17 protein-coding genes are annotated in these 18,383 nt (G+C 36.4%); 5 read left to right on the top strand and 12 right to left on the bottom strand.

What is annotated here, in order from left to right:
- Position 1: 1 nt before the first annotated feature.
- From SSOP1_RS08615 to SSOP1_RS08605, 3 genes are all read right to left on the bottom strand, one after another.
- Positions 2 to 388, bottom strand: a complete 387-nt coding sequence (locus SSOP1_RS08615) for a hypothetical protein (protein ID WP_010923556.1) — start codon at positions 386 to 388, stop codon at positions 2 to 4.
- Entirely contained in the window at positions 385 to 1,746 is a 1,362-nt protein-coding gene (locus SSOP1_RS08610) for a purine-cytosine permease family protein (protein ID WP_009990099.1), read from the bottom strand. Before SSOP1_RS08610 ends, SSOP1_RS08615 begins: the two co-directional genes overlap by 4 nt.
- A 169-nt stretch (positions 1,747 to 1,915) precedes the next feature.
- Entirely contained in the window at positions 1,916 to 2,395 is a 480-nt protein-coding gene (locus SSOP1_RS08605) for an Lrp/AsnC family transcriptional regulator (RefSeq protein WP_010923555.1), read from the bottom strand.
- Between the two features lie 197 nt (positions 2,396 to 2,592).
- On the opposite strand from SSOP1_RS08605, the gene SSOP1_RS08600 reads away from it, so the two are divergent.
- Together SSOP1_RS08600 and SSOP1_RS08595 are read left to right on the top strand one after the other, a co-directional pair.
- The gene (locus tag SSOP1_RS08600) at positions 2,593 to 4,644 is read left to right on the top strand and encodes a hydantoinase/oxoprolinase family protein (RefSeq protein ID WP_009990098.1); all 2,052 of its coding nucleotides are present in this window, start codon (positions 2,593 to 2,595) and stop codon (positions 4,642 to 4,644) included.
- A 2-nt stretch (positions 4,645 to 4,646) separates the two neighbouring features.
- Positions 4,647 to 6,398 (top strand): hydantoinase B/oxoprolinase family protein, encoded by a 1,752-nt coding sequence (locus tag SSOP1_RS08595; RefSeq protein ID WP_009990097.1) that lies wholly within the window; start codon positions 4,647 to 4,649, stop codon positions 6,396 to 6,398.
- Between the two features lie 285 nt (positions 6,399 to 6,683).
- On the opposite strand, the gene SSOP1_RS16435 is transcribed toward SSOP1_RS08595, so the two are convergent.
- From SSOP1_RS16435 to SSOP1_RS08560, 7 genes are all read right to left on the bottom strand, one after another.
- Complete coding sequence (locus tag SSOP1_RS16435; RefSeq protein ID WP_009990096.1) at positions 6,684 to 6,974, bottom strand: hypothetical protein; 291 nt, start codon at positions 6,972 to 6,974, stop codon at positions 6,684 to 6,686.
- Positions 6,975 to 7,048: 74 nt separating this feature from the next.
- Positions 7,049 to 8,317, bottom strand: coding sequence for an RNA-guided endonuclease InsQ/TnpB family protein (locus SSOP1_RS08585; protein WP_010923554.1), 1,269 nt, complete (start codon positions 8,315 to 8,317; stop codon positions 7,049 to 7,051).
- Positions 8,295 to 8,876: an IS607 family transposase gene (locus SSOP1_RS08580; protein ID WP_010923553.1), complete on the bottom strand. Its 582-nt coding sequence runs from the start codon at positions 8,874 to 8,876 to the stop codon at positions 8,295 to 8,297. Before SSOP1_RS08580 ends, SSOP1_RS08585 begins: the two co-directional genes overlap by 23 nt.
- Before the next feature lie 214 nt (positions 8,877 to 9,090).
- Positions 9,091 to 9,471: a PIN domain-containing protein gene (locus SSOP1_RS08575; RefSeq protein ID WP_010923552.1), complete on the bottom strand. Its 381-nt coding sequence runs from the start codon at positions 9,469 to 9,471 to the stop codon at positions 9,091 to 9,093.
- Complete coding sequence (locus tag SSOP1_RS08570; RefSeq protein ID WP_009989998.1) at positions 9,437 to 9,676, bottom strand: AbrB/MazE/SpoVT family DNA-binding domain-containing protein; 240 nt, start codon at positions 9,674 to 9,676, stop codon at positions 9,437 to 9,439. The genes SSOP1_RS08575 and SSOP1_RS08570 overlap by 35 nt, the downstream gene beginning before the upstream one ends.
- A gap of 1,243 nt (positions 9,677 to 10,919) precedes the next feature.
- Positions 10,920 to 11,573, bottom strand: coding sequence for an SWIM zinc finger family protein (locus SSOP1_RS08565; protein WP_009991009.1), 654 nt, complete (start codon positions 11,571 to 11,573; stop codon positions 10,920 to 10,922).
- Positions 11,573 to 11,947, bottom strand: coding sequence for a helicase-related protein (locus tag SSOP1_RS08560; RefSeq protein WP_010923551.1), 375 nt, complete (start codon positions 11,945 to 11,947; stop codon positions 11,573 to 11,575). The genes SSOP1_RS08565 and SSOP1_RS08560 overlap by 1 nt, the downstream gene beginning before the upstream one ends.
- Before the next feature lie 162 nt (positions 11,948 to 12,109).
- Between SSOP1_RS08560 and SSOP1_RS08555 the strand changes: the two genes are divergently transcribed.
- Entirely contained in the window at positions 12,110 to 13,060 is a 951-nt protein-coding gene (locus SSOP1_RS08555) for an IS1 family transposase (protein WP_048054236.1), read from the top strand.
- Positions 13,061 to 13,065: 5 nt separating this feature from the next.
- On the opposite strand, the gene SSOP1_RS08550 is transcribed toward SSOP1_RS08555, so the two are convergent.
- Both SSOP1_RS08550 and SSOP1_RS08545 read right to left on the bottom strand, forming a co-directional pair.
- Entirely contained in the window at positions 13,066 to 15,474 is a 2,409-nt protein-coding gene (locus tag SSOP1_RS08550) for a DEAD/DEAH box helicase (RefSeq protein ID WP_010923549.1), read from the bottom strand.
- A 595-nt stretch (positions 15,475 to 16,069) separates the two neighbouring features.
- On the bottom strand, positions 16,070 to 17,296 hold the full coding sequence (locus SSOP1_RS08545; RefSeq protein WP_010923548.1) for an RNA-guided endonuclease InsQ/TnpB family protein: 1,227 nt from the start codon (positions 17,294 to 17,296) through the stop codon (positions 16,070 to 16,072).
- Positions 17,297 to 17,708: 412 nt separating this feature from the next.
- On the opposite strand from SSOP1_RS08545, the gene SSOP1_RS08540 reads away from it, so the two are divergent.
- Both SSOP1_RS08540 and SSOP1_RS08535 read left to right on the top strand, forming a co-directional pair.
- On the top strand, positions 17,709 to 17,951 hold the full coding sequence (locus SSOP1_RS08540; protein ID WP_009992503.1) for a hypothetical protein: 243 nt from the start codon (positions 17,709 to 17,711) through the stop codon (positions 17,949 to 17,951).
- On the top strand, positions 17,935 to 18,330 hold the full coding sequence (locus SSOP1_RS08535; RefSeq protein WP_009992502.1) for a type II toxin-antitoxin system VapC family toxin: 396 nt from the start codon (positions 17,935 to 17,937) through the stop codon (positions 18,328 to 18,330). The genes SSOP1_RS08540 and SSOP1_RS08535 overlap by 17 nt, the downstream gene beginning before the upstream one ends.
- Positions 18,331 to 18,383: the final 53 nt, after the last annotated feature.

Here is an 18,383-nt window from a genome sequence, read left to right as displayed (position 1 = left end):
GTTACACCTTTATCACTGAGTATCCTTTCCTATATGAAATTGCCAATAATGCTGAACCCCACAGAACTTGTATTATTGACAGAATAGACTCAATCACTATTATTTCTAACTTAGTGAACAGAACAGGGGCATAAATTATTGATATGTAACCTAAGGCGAAAGAGACTATTAGCCACGCTGTTTGAACTCCTGCTCTTATTTTATCATCTTCTATTTTTTTGAAATAATATCTCCCAATTCCCCATATGGCTATTCCTAACGTAAGGATACCATAGACTAAGTTGTAGTATTGTATAAATCCACTTGTAATGAAATACAGAATACTAAAGATTAATCCCACTATAATGTTAGATATAGTAAATATTCTGTAGTTATCAGATAATTTCATCTTAATATCCCCCCTTCATAGTTAAACGGCAATATTTCTGGACTCTTACCCATTGCTTTGATAATGTAATATATTATTATGTAGGATAGGAAGCCAGTAACTAAGGAGTTTATGGCGGGTATACCTGCATTTACGAAGTAACCTATTATTGAACCTAATGCTAGAGCTAATATTCCTGCAATATTTATATTGTAATACTTATTATTTGGTACGAATTCATACCGTTTATGAGGATCTTGGATTTTATTAACATATTTCTTCACAATGTAGAAGTCGGCTAGTACAATTCCTCCCATTGCTGGTAGAAAGTCTCCTAGTAAAGAGATAAAGTTCTCAAAGGGGGTTATGGATGAACCTGCTGAGAATCCGACGTATGCAGCAATAGCAGTACCTATGACACCGTTGATCACAGAGGCGATTTCACGCCTCATTGGAATTAGGTTAACTAAAGATAAGGAACCACTATATAGATTATCAGTGTTTATTATGAACTGACCAAAGACTATAATTAGTAAAACACCAACTCCCATACCTAACTCTAACATTGCGTTAGTTATTAAATAGGAACCAGTTGCTAACACTATTGCAACTCCCCCCAATATTAAGAATGGATATAGGAAAATAATGTGAGCAAACCACGCATATCCAGCGTCCTTAGCTGATTTGGCAAATCTGGAGATATCGGGAGAAATTATAGTCCCAGCGCTATATAGTCCTATGGTAGCAGATATACCGTCAAGCAAGCTCATATGGCTTGTTGGGACAGCAGCCATAACTGTGTGGAATCCCCCTTTTAGTGCTAACACTATTGCTATTCCTATTGCTATCAGCCATATATGAAATGGAATTGTAAAGTAACTTAGGAAAGACAGCATTCTATACCCTACATATGTCATTATTGTCATCAAAATTCCTCCCCAAATCGCAGCTACCCCAACTGAAAAGAATGGATTATTTGGGAATATCTCGCTCATTACTATACCAAATAGCCATGTTTCTACTGCATACCACCCTATTCCCGTGGTTATAGTTATCAGTAACAATCCAGCAATTTTACCTCCCCATCTTCCTAAAGGATGTCTCCACATAACATAAGTGGAAAGGCCACTATAAGCTCCCACAGCTGCAGTCAATGAACCTAAGATGCCTAATACTACTGTTCCCGACAATACTGCAATTATAGCTTGAGAAAATGTGAGACCGTAACCTAGTGCTCCTCCAGCCCATATTACAGCTATTGCACCATATACAGATGAAAATACTAGAAAAACGTTAAAGAAGCCGTATCTGGAATCTTTAGGAACTTCCTTCAGTGAATAATCGTCGTATTTTGAGCTAATTTCCTCCTTTCCAGTCATATTTTCTAATGTTTAAATATGAAATAAAAGCATTATGATAGTTCAGAAGAAATGGTTTTTTAGGAAAATAACTATTATTAACGCTACTATTTTGTCAACTGCTACACTATTACTATTCCAAAAAATTATGAAGATATAGTCTATCAGACTATGAGTTTTCAAGTAAGGTTTATATACTAGAAAGAATCGATTTTCCCCATGCCTTATAAGTTTTTACTACATAACTAATTCTGTAATCTTGAACAGCCTTATCGCTAATAATTTTTAATGATTCGTCCTTCAACTTAGCGATATTGTTATGAAATAATCTTATAAGTAAATCCCAATCTCCCATGTATTCAGTCACTTCATATACTAGATCATTAGCAATTAGTTTGTTTATAAATTGCTCCCTTAGTACTATATCATTCTTCAACTTTACCAAGAGGTCTGCATACGGAATACCTAAGTTTTGTAAAACTACCACGCCAACTATTTTCAAAATACCAGAATTTTGCAGCTTTACTCTTCTTAATCTCACAGCGGTCTTTGATAGTCCCACTAATTTTCCAAGCTTAGCGTCAGAAATATTTGCGTCCTGATTTAAAAGTTTCAAAATCCTTATATCTTTATCATCAAGATAATTTCGAAATACTTCTTCCCATGACATTTCTCAACATAATAAAACATATAAAAATGACTGTTATTTATAATTTTCTTTCGACTAATCTATCATTGTCTGACAATAAGCATATTATGGTAATAAGAAAGGATATCGTCATGTGTTATTTAGTCTTTTAAAAATATCTTGCTGACACAGAAGACTATTAGACTGCTTAATATCTTTAAAACAATACAACTTAATCAATGATAAGAGTGGGCATAGATATAGGAGGCGCTTTCACTGACGTAGTGGTCTATAACGAAGAAAACGGAGAAATAAGTTGGGCAAAGGTAGAAACCACGCCAGATGACCCGTCAAACGGCGTTCTGGAGGCAATAGATGAAGCCAAAGTAAATTTAGGTTATGTAAATACTATAATTCACGGTCAGACATTAGCCATAAACACAATAGTAGAAAGGAAAGGAGCAAAGGTTGGTCTAATCACAACTAAGGGCTTTAGAGATATCCTAGAAATCCAAAGGGCTAATAGAAGAGATATGTACAATTTCAGATATAAGAAACCTACTCCCTTTGTTCCGAGGTATTTAAGACTAGAGGTCACCGAGAGGATAAAGAGTAATGGCGATATTTTGACGTCTCTAAACGAAAACGAGGTTGTTGAGGCGATTAAAAAACTAAAAGCGGAAAACGTAGAAGCCATTGCTGTAAGTTTTATCAATTCTTACGTTAATCCCATACATGAACTTAAGGTAGGAGAGATTATTAAGAGAGTTGATCCTAATATTATAGTAACGTTATCTCATGAGGTCACTAGAGAGTGGAGAGAGTACGAGAGAACTAGTACCGCTGTACTTAACGCATACGTTATGCCAAAAATGAGTAAATACTTAAGTAAACTTGAAAATGAATTTAAAAATAGAGGTTTTAAAGGGAATTATTTCGCTATGCTTTCCAACGGAGGTATGGCCACATTCGACTACGCTAAAAGATTTCCAATATATACCTTAGAATCTGGTCCAGTAGCAGGAGTTATTGGGGCAATTAAGATAAGCGACATATTAGGAGAAAAAAACATTATAGCAATGGATGGTGGAAGTACAACAACTAAGGCTAGTCTAGTGAGAAATCTGGAACCCAATATAAATACTGATTACTATGTTGGAAGAGATAAGTACAACCCAGGGTATCCAGTAAAAGTTCCAACATTGGATATAGTAGAAATAGGTAATGGTGGAACGAGTATTGCTCGGATTGATGAAACAAGTAACTTAAAAGTAGGACCCAGAGCAGCTGGTGCTTACCCAGGTCCAGTAGCTTATGGGAAAGGAGGTAAAGATGTTACTGTGACAGATGCTTACATAGTATGTGGATTTCTAAATCAAGAGGAACTACTTGGAGGGAAAATAAAGGTTAATAAAAGACTTGCTGAGGAGGCTATTTCAAATATTGCTAAATACTATAACATGTCTATTGAAGAAGTCTCCTATGGTATAGTTAAAATTGCTAATGATAATGCTGTAAATGCAGTTAGGTTAATATCAGTTCAAAGAGGATATGATCCAAGAGAGTTTACGCTAGTAGCATACGGTGGCTCTGGCCCTATGTTTGCTCCATTTGTTGCAGAAGAATTAGACATAAAGAAGATAATAGTACCATTTCTCCCAGCAGGAGTATTCTCCGCATGGGGTATGCTTGTTTCAGACATTAGGCATGACCTTGTTTTATCCTATCCTTTGAGGATTGATAAGGAAAGTAGTGTAGATTTGATAAATGAAAAATTTAATGAATTAGAGAGCAAAATAAGGTCCATATTAATATCGGAGGGATTCAAAGAGAAAGATATCATAATGCTAAGATACGCTGAGATGAGATATTATGGCCAAGAACATACTGTAAAAGTGAGTGTAATGCCAGGGGAAATTGGGAATAGGGAATTGGAGGAGATAGAAAGAAGGTTCCATGAAGCTCACGAAATCGCATATGCGTTTACCTTAGATAGTCCAATCGAAATAGTAAACTTTCATGTGAGTGGTATAGTAAAAGCTAAGACTATTGTATTAAAGAGGATAGAGAGGGATAATTCAAGTATTGATAAGGCGTTGGTCGGAAAAAGAAAGGTATTCTATGATGGAAAATATGAGGAGTGGAATGTGTATAATAAAGAATATTTACCTATTAATTATCAAATAGTTGGTCCAGCAATTATAGAAGATCCTACTTCTACATCGTTAGTATTAGAAGGGCAAACGGGAATGTTAGATAGTTATGGCAATCTAATTATTGAGAGGGATTAATAATGGTAGACCCATTTACATTGGAAATTATAAAGAATGGCCTTGTAGTGGCGTCTGAGGAAATGTTTTACGCTTTCGGAAGAACCGCTAAAAGTCCGGTTATATATGAGGTACTGGATTACGCTGTTGGAATAACTGATTCTAAGGGGAGAGGTTTGGTGGCGCAAGCACCAGGAGTACCAGGGTTCTCTGGGGTTTTAGACTTTACGATAAGAGAGGTATTAGGAAAGTGGAAAAGCGATATAAATCCCGGTGATGTGATAGCTACTAATATTCCATATTCTGGAGGTACGCATCTCAACGACGTCGCATTAATTATGCCTATGTTCACTAAGGATACGTTAGTCGGGTTCATAGTAAATAAAGGGCATTGGAGTGAAATTGGGGGAATGCACTTCGGCAGTTGGAGTTCAGATGCCACGGAAATATTCCAAGAGGGGCTTCAATTACCAAACATTAAATTATACATTGGAGGAAAACCCAATAGAGACGTAATTGATATAATATCTGCTAATTCCAGAATGCCTAATGCTACATTAGGGGACATGGAAGCCCAGATCGCTTCTATGAAAATTGCAGCAAGGAGAATAAACACACTTATTGAGAAATATGGCTTAGATAACGTAATTGAAGCTATGGATAAGCTCATAGAAGATGGGGTCAAATTAAGCAAGTTGAAACTAGCGAAATTACCTAAAGGTAAATTTGAAGCGGAAGACTATATTGACGATGATGGAATTTCCGACAACCCCGTTTATGTCAAGGTAAGGGTTTCCATAACTGATAACGAATTCATTGTCGACTTCACCGGAAGCTCTAATCAAGTCAATGGGCCTATAAATTCTCCTTTACCTGCAACTGTTTCTGCAGTTAGAGAGACGTACATGGCTATAACGGATCCTCATGCTTTACCTAATGCAGGATTCTTTTCACCTCTAAAAGTGATAGCACCGGAGGGAAGTATATTCAATCCCAGAAAACCAGCTCCGACGTCAACATACTGGGAGTCAATGTCATACGCAACAGATTTAGTATGGAAAGCACTAGCTCCCTATATACCAGATAAATTATCTGCTGGACACTTTTTATCAATATTAGCTACAATCTTAGGAGGATATGATGAAAAGACTGGTGAACCCTTTGCAATCGTAGAACCTCAACCAGGCGGTTGGGGAGGATGTAATGATCAAGATGGGGAAAGCGCACTAGTAGCTAGCGGTGATGGAGAAACATATATAGCGTCTGCAGAGGTTTATGAAAGAAAAATGCCCATTTTAGTTGAAAGAGAAAGTCTAAATACAGAAGACGGTCCCGGTCACGGAAAATATAGGGGAGGTCTGGGAATTATTAAGGATTACGTAGTATTATCTAAAGAGGCATACTTTACAGTCTCAATAGGAAGATCCAAATTTCCACCCTGGGGAATTAATGGAGGATTTAGTGGTCCTCCAAACTATGCAGTGATTTATAAGAAAGGAGAAAAACCCAGAGTTGCCAGAAAGATAGCAGCGATAAAATTAGAGTATGGGGACAAAGTAAGTTTACATAGTGCGGGAGGAGGAGGTTGGGGAGATCCTTTAGATAGAGACCCGGAACTAGTTCTACAAGACGTAAAAAATGAATATATTACACATGATATAGCACAAAAAGTTTATGGTGTAGTAATTGAAAACGGCAAAGTAAACTACGATAAGACATTAAACTTAAGAAATATTATGCGAAGATCTAAGATACTTAGTGGGACTGTTCAATAAACATCAATAGAATGGCATTGTAGAGCAATCATTTTTTATATTTTTTATAGAGAATAAACAGTTTTTATAGTATTTTATTAGGTTAACCCTTGACCATAATCTCCTTTGCCCTAGCTACGACGGATTGGCCATGTGGGTCATCCAAGCCCAACTGGACATAACCTCCAATACCTAACCAGAAAAACTCGTCACTTTAACCGTCTCACCAAAGGTCCGCTTAACCGTTGAGAAAATCGACTCCACGAATCATCTATAGCCGTAACCCTTCTCGTCTTTCCAACTATTTTAACCCAACCTTAAGAACTCGAGAACGGCCTTTCGCCTTGAAGCGAGTCTAGTAGAAGCGTTCTTTCTAGGGGAAATAACTACCTCATCCACAGTCTCGTAAATCTCGTTGGCGTCATAGTCCTTATAGTAGAACCTCTTGACGATCTTTCCCTTCTCCTTTAATTCCTTTATGGTATTCGTTGTGGACTTCACTTTGTTGTCCGTGACTTCAAAGTTGATGCCGTTTATGGTGTACTTCTCTATTGCTTCTTGAGGAATTTTGAGTCTCTTGTTTTCCCCTTTTGGCAATAATTTACTGTCCTCCCTTTGTGGTGTTTATTCAAGTCAGCTATGACTTCGAGTTGGTCGCTGGGGTTTGGGCTTCATAGGATTTCATGATATTTAATATCAATCCTCAGCCCTTGGGCTTCACCAAAGTCACGGACGTTCATCCCTCTCCGCCCCATTAGCGGAATAACCCCAACCCACACCCGTGGAACGTCACGGATGTGAGGGAATCCGCACATCTTGAGATAAATATTCAGTGAAGCATTCAATTGCCTATCCAACTTGAACCCGCACCTCTCACACTCAAAGGTCTTACCAACCTTTCGGGATACAAACCCACATCTGGGGCAAGACCTCGAGGTGAGGTACGGGTTCACTTCCTTAACGAAAGAACCGTAAAGCGGAGCCTTATACTCCAACACTTTATGTATACTCCCCCAAACAGTCCTAGAAATCTTCCTCGAAAGAGAGTCATTAGCATCCTTAAACATACTCTCTTTATCAAGCTTTTCCACAGCGAAAAACGTCACGGGGTACAAGTCCAACAAAGTGTTAACAAACTTGTGAACGAAGTCCAGAACGCGATTCCTCTCCCTATGCGAATACTTCCTTAACAACTCTCTCCCCCTCTTCGTGTGCTTAGATGCAAATGATTGCACCTTAGCCCTCTTCACCTCCATGGAGTACTTAAGGGAGTACAACTGCTTTAGAGAGATTGTAACGAATTTCTCACCATCATAAGCATCTAGAGTATAAAGGTTGGAGTCAATAGCCAGGAAGTTCACTGGTGTTGCCCAAGGTAACTTGTAACGAAATGGTAGGTAAACCTTCTCCTCCTTAATTATAGGTTCACCAAGTTCCAACTCCCTAACCCTTCTTGAGAACCATGACTTACTCCACGAGAAGGTGATGTACTCATGAGGTCTTACAGTTATCCTAACGCTTTCCCCAACAACCTTCCTAAGTGTAGACTTAACCTTAACGTAAGCCTTCTTTAACGTAGGTTTTTCAATCGAAGCTCTCCCCTTTATGGCCCTTTTCCTCCATGATGTGATGATTGAGAATGCGTTATTAATTGCCTTATCGACGTAGTGTGACGCGAGGTGATTGATTTTCTCTAGTTCGTCCCTAAGTGGTTTGTACACCTCCCTCTTCTTCGGTAGTGTTATCTTGTAATTACCGTTCTTTTTTCTTACTTGTATTTTCGTTAAGCTCCACAGGTAGTCAATTGCTTTCTGTAGTAGTGTTCTGTATTCTTTAATTAACTCTTTGCTCTTCTCCCTCTCACTATTCTTGATGGAGTACGTGAAATATACGTATTCCTCTTCCGGTTCAAATTTTCTAATTCTTAAGTTCTTCAGCACATTTCTTCACCTTCTCGTATTTATGACTTCTCATACCATACAGTTTCTCGCTGAACGAGACTAGTACTGAGACTAAGTCTTCAACCAATTCTTCTTCTGGTGTCTTGTCCTCTTGGTTTAGTACTACTATTTCACAGCCATGTGCTTTACAAGTCTCCTCTAGGATTTCGAAACCGAACCTAACTAGCCTATCTGGGTAAGCAATAACTACGCGTGATACTTCGTTGTTTAATATCATTCTCAGCAATTTCAAGAATCCCTTTCTCTTCATGTTTAACCCGGAACCTATGTCAGTAATTACTAGGTCGTATTCTTTCACTTGTTCCTCTAAATACTTTACTTGGTTCACTAGCTCGTCTTTTTGTTTTGATGATACTCTAGCGTAAAGTACCACTTTTCTCCTTTTTACTATTCCCATTAATTTCTCTACGTCTTCCTCATTGAATCTCCACTTTCCGCTCTGCAATATGACCGGTTTTATGTATCCTTTCTTCACGTATTCCCTAAGTGTTGGGTAGGATATTCCTAGTCTTTGGCATACTTCCTTTGGTCTTAGCATTGTATAAAAAATTTATAATGAACTAATATAAACTTTACGCTCAATGCGAAACTGTTATCCACGGCGTTATGTATCCCTACTTCAAGAGAGGAACTCACTTGAACGAGATCTACTTGAAGAGAAAACAGTATATTACGATAATGCGGTATAATTTTGCCACTAGTCAATATCAAATGAGGCCAGCGTAAAAACACTCCCAGATTCTGGAATACGGTTAACTTTTCATTTTCAGTTTTTTATCAAAAGTAAGTAAAGGTAGATCGAGCCTTTTAGCTGTTGAGAGTATTAGGAAGTCGTTAAAATCGTCATATCCCTTTATTTTCTCTTTGTTAGCTAACGCAAAACGAACGTCCTCTATTGTATTTGGGACTATCTCAATTTTCGGATCGCTTATTACCTCATTTACTACTTCAAGATTCACGCCGTTTTTTATTAGAAAATAGGAGAGTTCTGATAGTGAAATTAGGGGCAAGTAAGCTTTTTCAATAATTTCCCATTCCTTTAATGCTTCTTCATGTTTCTCATGGTCCCTAAAAATTATGGCTATTATAAAATTTGTATCAACTACTGTCTGCAATTTCTCTTCCAGCCTCATTTATTGTCTCATTTATTTCCTCATCAGTTATTTTCTTACCTAAAGTTAAGTTTAGAGAAGATATATTTCCCTTCTTCTTTTCAATAACTATTTTGTCTCCATCAACTGTCACAATTAGCTTATCACCTATTTTTATTCCTAATTTTTGCCTTATTTCATAAGGTATGGTAATCTGATAATTCCTCGTTACCTTAACCTCTTCCATTATTAGGAACTAGTTATAGTAATATATAAAGTTTTCTAAGATAAAGATGAAGTTATTCTTAGGCCAGCAAATTTACATCAAGATCTCTTACATACTTCTCTCCTCAAGTACGCTAAAGATAGTTTTGTAATCTGAATAGTAGTTTTAGGAAATTCCCTTATCATAAAAAGTCAAAATATTTATCCATGTATTTATAAATATCTTTCATTGTACTTCTTAATATTATAGCTTATCAATAAACATTTCTCATCTAACCAGGAAAGATTCGTTATATATTTTTAACGTAACGTAAAAGTGTAACGATTTTCCTATAAATGCTATCTGAACTTCAAAGTAGTGATAACGCCGTCCTTACCTTATCGGGTGTTGAGGGGCGAAAGTCCCGTACCATTGGATGAATAGCACCCTTTTAGAAAAGTTTATTATCAAAAAAGTGATAAAAATGAATCAGACCTTGGCAGAAAGAGCTGGATCATGGGTCTGCCCTTAGTGCTTGTGTAGAGCGAACTCGCCGTAACCCCTCTTCCATATATTATAGAAGGTTCAATGGAACCTCTACTATGGGGGATAAAGATTGCTCAGAGAAGCAGAGAATCATGAGGTGGGGATGCCCCGTCGTAAAGCTGGGTAGTTTACTAATTCCCTTTTTGCTCCTTGATATTTTAGTATCTAAACTCACTACTACTTCCAGTAAGTCTATAGTCTAGTATTATTTTATAAAATATCATTAAAAATAATTCCATTGTATTGGCCTTAATGAATACATAAAGCTTATCAACTTGATTAATTGATTCCTTGTTATCACTATTTATAAGAAACTTATTAATGAATTATAAAGTGTAACAAATTTCTGGAAACAGTAACGTTTAACTGATCATGAATAAATTGTACAATCACTAGGTATTTCACTTGCAGATTTCATTATTCTCTCAAACAACTGCTTTGTCCTATATACATATAACTTAAGTCCTTAGGTCTTTATAGTTACTCGCCTTTCCTTGTGTTCCTATCTTTCAAGATAAGCTTAAATAATATTTACATACTTCTTTTAGAAGAATAACGTCTTATATTCTATATATACAAACTTATGACTTTTTCTCAATCTGCTTTGTGGACTTGTTGAATTTTCCCAAAGAGTTGAGAGATCTCGCAAGCCTAAATTGTACACCCTGAGATTAATTGAAAGGGAGATAATAGTGATTTAATTTAAAAATATTCAACAGACTAACTAAGCGGGAGGACGTTACTTAAGTTCGTCTATTTTTCTCTCAGCAGTTTTCATGATCAGCATATACATGTGTTTTACAACTTCCTTATCATTGCCAAACTTATTCCATGGCTTAGCGTTCACGAATTTTATACTTGGAAATTCATATTTCCTCTGGAAGTCTTTTACTGAAATTTCCTGCATTATTTTCTGTCCTTTCTCATAAATTAATTCCTCTTTATTTATACCAAGAAACTTAAATAAAAGAAGCGGGTTATTACTAATTATATCATATGCAGTAAGATATACGGCGTATATGTGCTTACAAGGTCTTTGGTAATCTGGACAAGTGCATTCATAAGATAAATTTCTTGGAATTAACTCGATACCTTCTTCATCTAAATCGTCAATTATGGATGTAGGAAACTTATAGGAAAGCAGAGACGATAAATAACCTTTTTTATTAATTATATTTATCACTTTTCTTTTATCTTCTTCAGAAAGAGTATTACCATATATATTAACATCGTATAACTTTGTGCCTGAAACTTGGGCTGCTATTTTTCCAGGGTTTATCTCTATCTTTCTCACCGCACCATTTCTTACATATTCTCTTCCCCTACTGGCTCTACCATCATCAATTTCTTCTCTTATATTCTTTCCGAAGTCAAACAACCACCCTCTTTTCATTAATATCCACCTACAGAGAGTTCTATCACCTTCCTTAATTCCTCTGTACTTAGTTCAGTAATCCACGAGTCTCCAGAAGATATTATATCCTTAAATAACGATCTTTTAAATGCTAATAGTTGATCTATTTTCTCCTCTAAAGTACCTACGCTTATCAGTTTATGGACAATGACGTTCCTAGTTTGCCCTATTCTGTAAACCCTATCTGTAGCTTGATCCTCGACTGCTGGATTCCACCATCGATCAAAATGAATAACTCTATTGGCAGAAGTTAGATTTATTCCGAAACCTCCTGCCTTAACGGAGAGAACTATAAATTTCACTGATGGGTTGTTCTGAAACTTTGAAATTATATCATCTGGGAGTGTTCTCATGCAGTCATCTTATTCGATATCATATAGTAAAATTAAATCAGGCTAGAAATTTCCACAATTAGTCGTTTCGATCGAGATGCAGCCAATGAATTAGAACATGAAAACAGCCTCTGAAAAAGCTTATGTGCGAGGGTTACGAGATTTTTTGTGAGGGTTACCAATATGGACCTCGTAACCCTCGCACAATTAATACTTATGATTCTAAGAAATTTAAATCTTAAGCCGAGAAAGTACGAGCTAAAGGATATTGCATTAGCATTAGCAGCCTACTCCTTGGGAGTTCAAATCACGAAAACGGGAATCCCACCATCAACCCTATACTACTACTTGAGGAAAGTAGGGATAAGGAGGAGAGGAGAAAGCAGACCAACATGTCCATCATGTAACTCTAACAGAGTAGTGAAGAACGGTTCATCTAGAGGGAAAGCAAAATACAAGTGTAAAGCGTGTGGAAGGACGTTTTACGACGTCACAAGTCATAGAATGGATAGGGAACAGAGGGAGAGAATCTTAAAGGAGTACTTGAACAGGATGAGCATGAGGGCAATATCAAGAGTTGAAGGTAAACCATTGACTACTGTTTACAGCCTAGTGAGGAGGGTTGGGATAAGGGCCTTTACGAATCTAACGATCTTGAAGGGTGAGCTCAAGAATTTCACAGCTAAGTCTACAGTGTTTGACGAGTTCTGGACTTATTTCCGTGTTAGGCATGGGGTGATAAGGGAGGATTTGTGGATTTGGACTGCTCTTGCTGATGGTGTGCCTTTCTATGAGTTTGGGGATAGGAGTTACGGGACTTTTCGTTATCTCTTGGGTTGGTTACCTAGGAGTGAGGTAAACTATACTGACTACTATTGTGTTTATCAAGTTCTCGATAATCGTGTAGCGAGTAAGAAGTATACTTATCTTGTGGAGAGTCATAATTCTTGGTGTAGGTCTCATTTGGCGAGGCTGGCTAGGGATACTAAAGCTGTTACTAGGAGTGGGAGGATGGCGGAGTACAGTTTGGCCTTGTTGAATGTAATGTACCCTCACGTATTTTCAAAGGAGAGAACTCCCTTAAATGAGACATACTTGAAGGGAGTACAGTATATTAGAGAAAACTTGATATAGTTTTACTATATGATATCGAATAAGATGACTGCATGAGAACACTCCCTATCATCTCTCTCTTTTTTAGATAGTTCTCCATATAAGAAAGGAACTTCAGTATTCAACTCCTTTTCAATAATATTTCTTATTATTTTCCCCATATCTACAAATTGTGTGAAAATAGCTATTTTATCTCCTTCATCTAACGCTTCCTCAATAATTTCCATAGTTCTTATCATTTTCCCAGATCTTCGTACAGACTGTTCGCCTCCTTTCAGTAGTGCAGGATGATCCACGATTTGTTTTAATTTGAGCAAAGTAGATAAAATCATACCCTTTCTCTTTATTCCTGTAACAGAGTCAATATTATTAAATAAATTTTCCACTTCAGCTTTGTACATAGCAGCTTGTTCGGGAGTTAAATTACAATATACATTTGTCTCTATTTTATCTGGTAAATCGTTGATTATTGCCTTATCGTATTTAGTTCTTCTTAAAATAAAAGGGGATATTATTGCCTTTAACTCCTCTTTAGCCATATTATCTCCTTTTTTGATAGGTGTGGCGAATTTACTCTTAAACTCACTGTAACTCCCTAATAACCCAGGATTGAGAAAAGTCATTATCGACCATAAATCATCAACTTTATTCTCTATTGGCGTCCCCGTAAGAGCTATTCTGTATTTAGACTTTAACTCTTTGACAGCTTTAAAAATTTTAGTTTGGGGATTTTTAATATTCTGTGCCTCATCTATTACAATATATTTCCATTCAACCTCTTTTAATCTTGTATCTCTCAGCAAAACGGCGTATGTGGTGAGTATTATATCGTAATCCTCCAATTTAATCTTAGATCTATCTTCATGAAATACTGCGAACCTTAAATGAGGAGCGAACTTACTCAACTCTTCTTCCCAATTCTTTAAAACTGATAAAGGACATATGACAAGTGAGGGGGTCAACTCATTCTCCTTCTTGGCGTCTGAAAATACCGCTATGGTCTGTAAAGTTTTACCTAATCCCATATCATCTGCCAGACAAATACCAAAACCCAATTTATTCATAAACCTCATCCAAGAAAATCCCTTAATTTGATATGGTCTTAGGTTAGCCTTTATATTATAGGGCTCCAATAATTGAAAGGATTTATTCCCCCTAAGTCTATCCAATAATTCGTCATTAATTTCAATATCTCCCAGTAGAGACTCCCTCAGAATATCTATTTTATCGATTTTTTTAGATTTTATTTTATATAATAAATCTTTAATCTTCTGCAACGATTTCTCGTCTATCTCTACAAGATTTCCTCCCAATTCAACAATTGTTCTATTCTCACTTACTAATTTCATGAACTCTTCTTCAGAAATGTCCTTATCACCTATCGATATCTTGTAATCAAAATCGGACAGCATATTACGTGAAAATACACCGTACGAGTCACTGTTTATTCTTATTATCGGCCTAATTCTCTTTATCTTTGTAAATACCTTAAAACCTCTATGCCTAAGTTTAGGAACTATTTCGAGAAAATCATCGAGCTCCTTTGCATCAAGGTTAACTTCACCAAGAAACAATCCATTCAGTTTATAGTACATATTAGTCGTGGAGGAGAGAAGATCATAATATATCCGCTTTAAGTATTCATTATTGTGAATAACATCAAATGTAATTATAGTATTCTCATCTTTATTGAATAATCCAGATATTATCTTCCCTCCCTCGTCATTATAAAGAAGAGCAAAGTACAGTGTATAATTAGATTTTTTAACATCTTGAATTAGTGAATACGGATCTATAGTTCTCCTTTTAAGTATGGACGATAATATTATGTTATAGTTTTCACTTAACGATTCTGAAACTATATAATGAATAATTTCTTGTATAAAAGATTTAATTAAATCGAGCCTTTCTGAATTTTCCAAAAAAGCATCAGGCGGAGCCTTATTAGCTACGTTTATTATATCATTATCCTCAATTAGAGGTTTCCAAATGATTTCTTGCTTGTAGAGACTCGTTTCCCGCATAAGGGAATTATCAATTCTCTTTCTAGCTACATTTAAGGTAGGAACTATATCTCCAGACTTTACAAGTTCAAGTGTTGTCTTCAACAGATCACGCCAGAAAAACATGGATGAAGAATACAATACGTCTTTCACTTTCTTTAATCTAAGTATTTTAAAAACTTCATCTAAACGGGCTTTAGCTACGGTTACCTCAAAGGAGGATACTCCAGACGCCGAACTATAATCATAAAACACCGGGTTGCCATTGCTATCTACTGGAAATATGATATTCTCATTTTTAAATTCTGGATAAAAATCAAGAGCTTCTGCTAAACTATACAGATCATTTACACTGGCAAATCTATAATACTCATTGTTCTCAGCCCATATACCGAATCTCTTTCCGTCCCATACGCCATGGACTATCCACATAATACTTATGAAAGACTGGTAAATTACTAATTAAATATTTTTCGCAAGATATTGCTTTGTGGATTAGTTAAATTTTCACAAAGAGCTAAGGGGCAATGCAAACCTAAATCGTATATCTTTAGATTAATTGAAATGAGGATATAATAGTAGTTTGGGAGTGTTCTCAAACAGTCATGAAATTCAAAAACATTTGTAAAAATATTGGAATAGTATGGAAAAACTCTCGTTTAACGTTTAAGATATAGAAATTTGAACAAAGACATTATTTTAGAAAAGCTTATGTGCAAGGTTTACGAGATCCATTCTAGTACTACCACAAAAAGATTTCATAACCCTCGCACATAAGCTTTTTCAGAGGCTGTTTTCACGTTCTAATTCCTTAGCTACATCCCGATCGAAAAGACTAATTGTGAAAATTTCTAACCTAATTTAATTTTACTACATGATATCGAATAAGATGACTGCATGAGAACACTCCCTATCGTGGACTAAAGAGGAAACACCTCCCCTGGGAACTCCCTAATCCGACCCCTTCCGTCTCTTAAACTGCACAATACCTCCCGATCCAACAACTCAAGTAGCATTTATAGGAAAATCACCTATACGGTGAGCTACCCCCTCCTAAAGAGGGAGCTTCCTGCTTCACAGCTCTGCCATGCCAGAGTACTGGTAGAGGGCGGAGCTCCACAGGCACTAAGGATCGCTCCGACCCCGATCCACGTAAGATGTTAAGAGAAGCATTATAGTCACGATCTGCAATCCAACCACAGTTGGGACAAACGAAAACACGATCAGATAGAGACAGATCTTCTTTTACGTACCCGCACTTAGCACAAGTTTTGGAAGTGTATGCTGGGTTGACCAGGATGAGTTTCTTTCCGTATTTCTCCAACTGATACTTAATCAAATCTCTAAGCTCGCTGAACGCGACGTCACTCAATCTCCTCCTCAGAGACCTTAATGACTTACCTATCAACTGCTTAACATGAATACCCTCCATCACCACAACGTCATAATGCTCAGCAAACCACTTACCCAACTTCATGTAAAGATTACTCCTCAGGTTCTTCAAATACTCATAAGCCCTAGCAAGCTTAACCTTAGCCTTAAACCAATTATTAGAGAGGAATTTCTTCCTTGAAAGTTCTCTGTGTAGATGCTTCACTTTCCATAACGCCTTTTCAAGAGGTCTCAAATTGGGGAAATATTCACTATCTGACGTTACTAACAACTTTTCTACACCAACATCTATCGCCACTACCTTACCAGTGTTAGGTAACTTGGGGAATTCGTGATCAACTACGAAAGTGATGTAAATCCTCTCAGATCTTGTTAGCTTCACTATCACTCTCTTTACTTTGTCAAGGGGAAAGTCTCGGTGAACTATTACCTTGAACGTACCAAGATTTGATAGTTTAAGCGTTATTAGTTTCTTCTTGCTTCCTTTTCTTATTTCTCTAACTTGAAGTATTTTCCAACCATACTGGGGATAGACAAGGGAGTAGTATTTGTGAGGTTTCTTTTCTTTCGGGAAACGTGCTAAACCTTCGAAAAACCTCTTCTTAGCTTCGTAGTAACGGTCAGCTATTTGTTGAACTACTTGCGAGTAGAGTTGCTTATACTTATCATCTTGTTTTCTCAGATCTAGAGCCAACTGTCTTAACTCAGTTTGTGTTAGTCCTTTCCCATCCCTCTGATAGAAATAGATGTCTGCCCACCTTAAGGTGTTATATACCTCACATGCTAACTTCAACTGGGCCTTTAACGCCCTAAGGGTTTGTTCGTCAGTGTATGCACGGAAGCGAAACCCTAAGGTGGGCATTGATGTGTATTTCGTTATTTTCCTATTTTAACTTTTCTACAAAGGGATCCATCTCAAAGAGAAGTTTTCCGCCCCCTTTGAACCCCCGTCTGTTATAAGGCAGAATTGTAGTAGAAAATCCCTAACCTAAAATTTTGAGTATATGAAAACTATCTAGCCCTATATATTTCCCTAAAATGCTATACATAATTCACAATAATATTAACGAATAGCTATTATTTTTAGAGAAGTGATTTTAGATCTACCGTTTATAGCGGGGTAGTTCACATACTCACTTCTTGATTGCAAGTGATGTTAACGACGTCATCCCCAGTGGAATGAGGGATGGGCGTAATTAGTTATAAATTTCAGAAGTGACCCACAAAGCAGTATACAAAGTAAACTTTATATACATACACACTTATTTACATTTGTGAGTAAAATTATAAGAGTAAGTGAAGATGTAAAAGAGAAGTTAGTTAAAATTTCTGCTGAATTAGAGTTAAGTGAAGGTAAAAGGGTTAGTTTAAACGACACAATAAAATATTTAATAACCCTTTATGAGGAGAAGAAAAGTAACAAGAACTCAGAGTTACTACTATCACTTTTAGGTTCTGCTAAAGGAATTAGGGAAGAATTTGAGAGGTCTAGGATAGAAGATGAAAGTAGTGACTGACACGGGAGTATTAGTTGAAGTTTTAGAAGGCTCTAAATTGGGAGAAAAGTTCATTCAACTAGTGGATAGTGGAAAAATAGAACCTATAATTACTAATTTAACATTAATTGAATTATCCTACATAATATGTAGAAAATATGGGATAGACAAGGCTAGGGAACTTGTTAAGAAGTTGTTAGATTCAAATTACTTTGAAGTGGTGAATGCATTTGATTTTGCTGAGAATATAGTTGAAATAAAATGTAATAATTCTCTATCTATAATTGACGCCTCTGTCATTGCAACAGCTAAAGCGTTAGGAATTTCTGCATTATTTAAAATGGAAAAAGAGTTAAAGGATAAGAAGTTTAATAATTTAATATTTATCGAGAATTTATAGTACTTAGTGTATTACTTTAATTCTTGAATATGAATTATTAACTTTTATGATTA

It is taken from the genome of Saccharolobus solfataricus (assembly GCF_900079115.1).
Lineage (GTDB): Archaea > Thermoproteota > Thermoprotei_A > Sulfolobales > Sulfolobaceae > Saccharolobus > Saccharolobus solfataricus.
This window is presented reverse-complemented; position numbering and strand designations above follow the sequence as displayed.

Bases quoted from the DNA above. Each gene is read 5' to 3' on its own strand.
- SSOP1_RS08605 (WP_010923555.1), bottom strand. From the start codon at position 2,395: ATGTCATGGGAAGAAGTATTTCGAAATTATCTTGATGATAAAGATATA.
- SSOP1_RS08535 (WP_009992502.1), top strand. From the start codon at position 17,935: ATGAAAGTAGTGACTGACACGGGAGTATTAGTTGAAGTTTTAGAAGGC.
- SSOP1_RS08600 (WP_009990098.1), top strand. From the start codon at position 2,593: ATGATAAGAGTGGGCATAGATATAGGAGGCGCTTTCACTGACGTAGTG.
- SSOP1_RS08570 (WP_009989998.1), bottom strand. From the start codon at position 9,676: ATGGAAGAGGTTAAGGTAACGAGGAATTATCAGATTACCATACCTTAT.
- SSOP1_RS08565 (WP_009991009.1), bottom strand. From the start codon at position 11,573: ATGAAAAGAGGGTGGTTGTTTGACTTCGGAAAGAATATAAGAGAAGAA.
- SSOP1_RS08555 (WP_048054236.1), top strand. From the start codon at position 12,110: ATGGACCTCGTAACCCTCGCACAATTAATACTTATGATTCTAAGAAAT.
- SSOP1_RS08610 (WP_009990099.1), bottom strand. From the start codon at position 1,746: ATGACTGGAAAGGAGGAAATTAGCTCAAAATACGACGATTATTCACTG.
- SSOP1_RS08580 (WP_010923553.1), bottom strand. From the start codon at position 8,876: ATGCTAAGACCAAAGGAAGTATGCCAAAGACTAGGAATATCCTACCCA.
- SSOP1_RS08545 (WP_010923548.1), bottom strand. From the start codon at position 17,296: ATGCCCACCTTAGGGTTTCGCTTCCGTGCATACACTGACGAACAAACC.
- SSOP1_RS08560 (WP_010923551.1), bottom strand. From the start codon at position 11,947: ATGAGAACACTCCCAGATGATATAATTTCAAAGTTTCAGAACAACCCA.
- SSOP1_RS08595 (WP_009990097.1), top strand. From the start codon at position 4,647: ATGGTAGACCCATTTACATTGGAAATTATAAAGAATGGCCTTGTAGTG.
- SSOP1_RS08615 (WP_010923556.1), bottom strand. From the start codon at position 388: ATGAAATTATCTGATAACTACAGAATATTTACTATATCTAACATTATA.
- SSOP1_RS08550 (WP_010923549.1), bottom strand. From the start codon at position 15,474: ATGTGGATAGTCCATGGCGTATGGGACGGAAAGAGATTCGGTATATGG.
- SSOP1_RS08575 (WP_010923552.1), bottom strand. From the start codon at position 9,471: ATGAGGCTGGAAGAGAAATTGCAGACAGTAGTTGATACAAATTTTATA.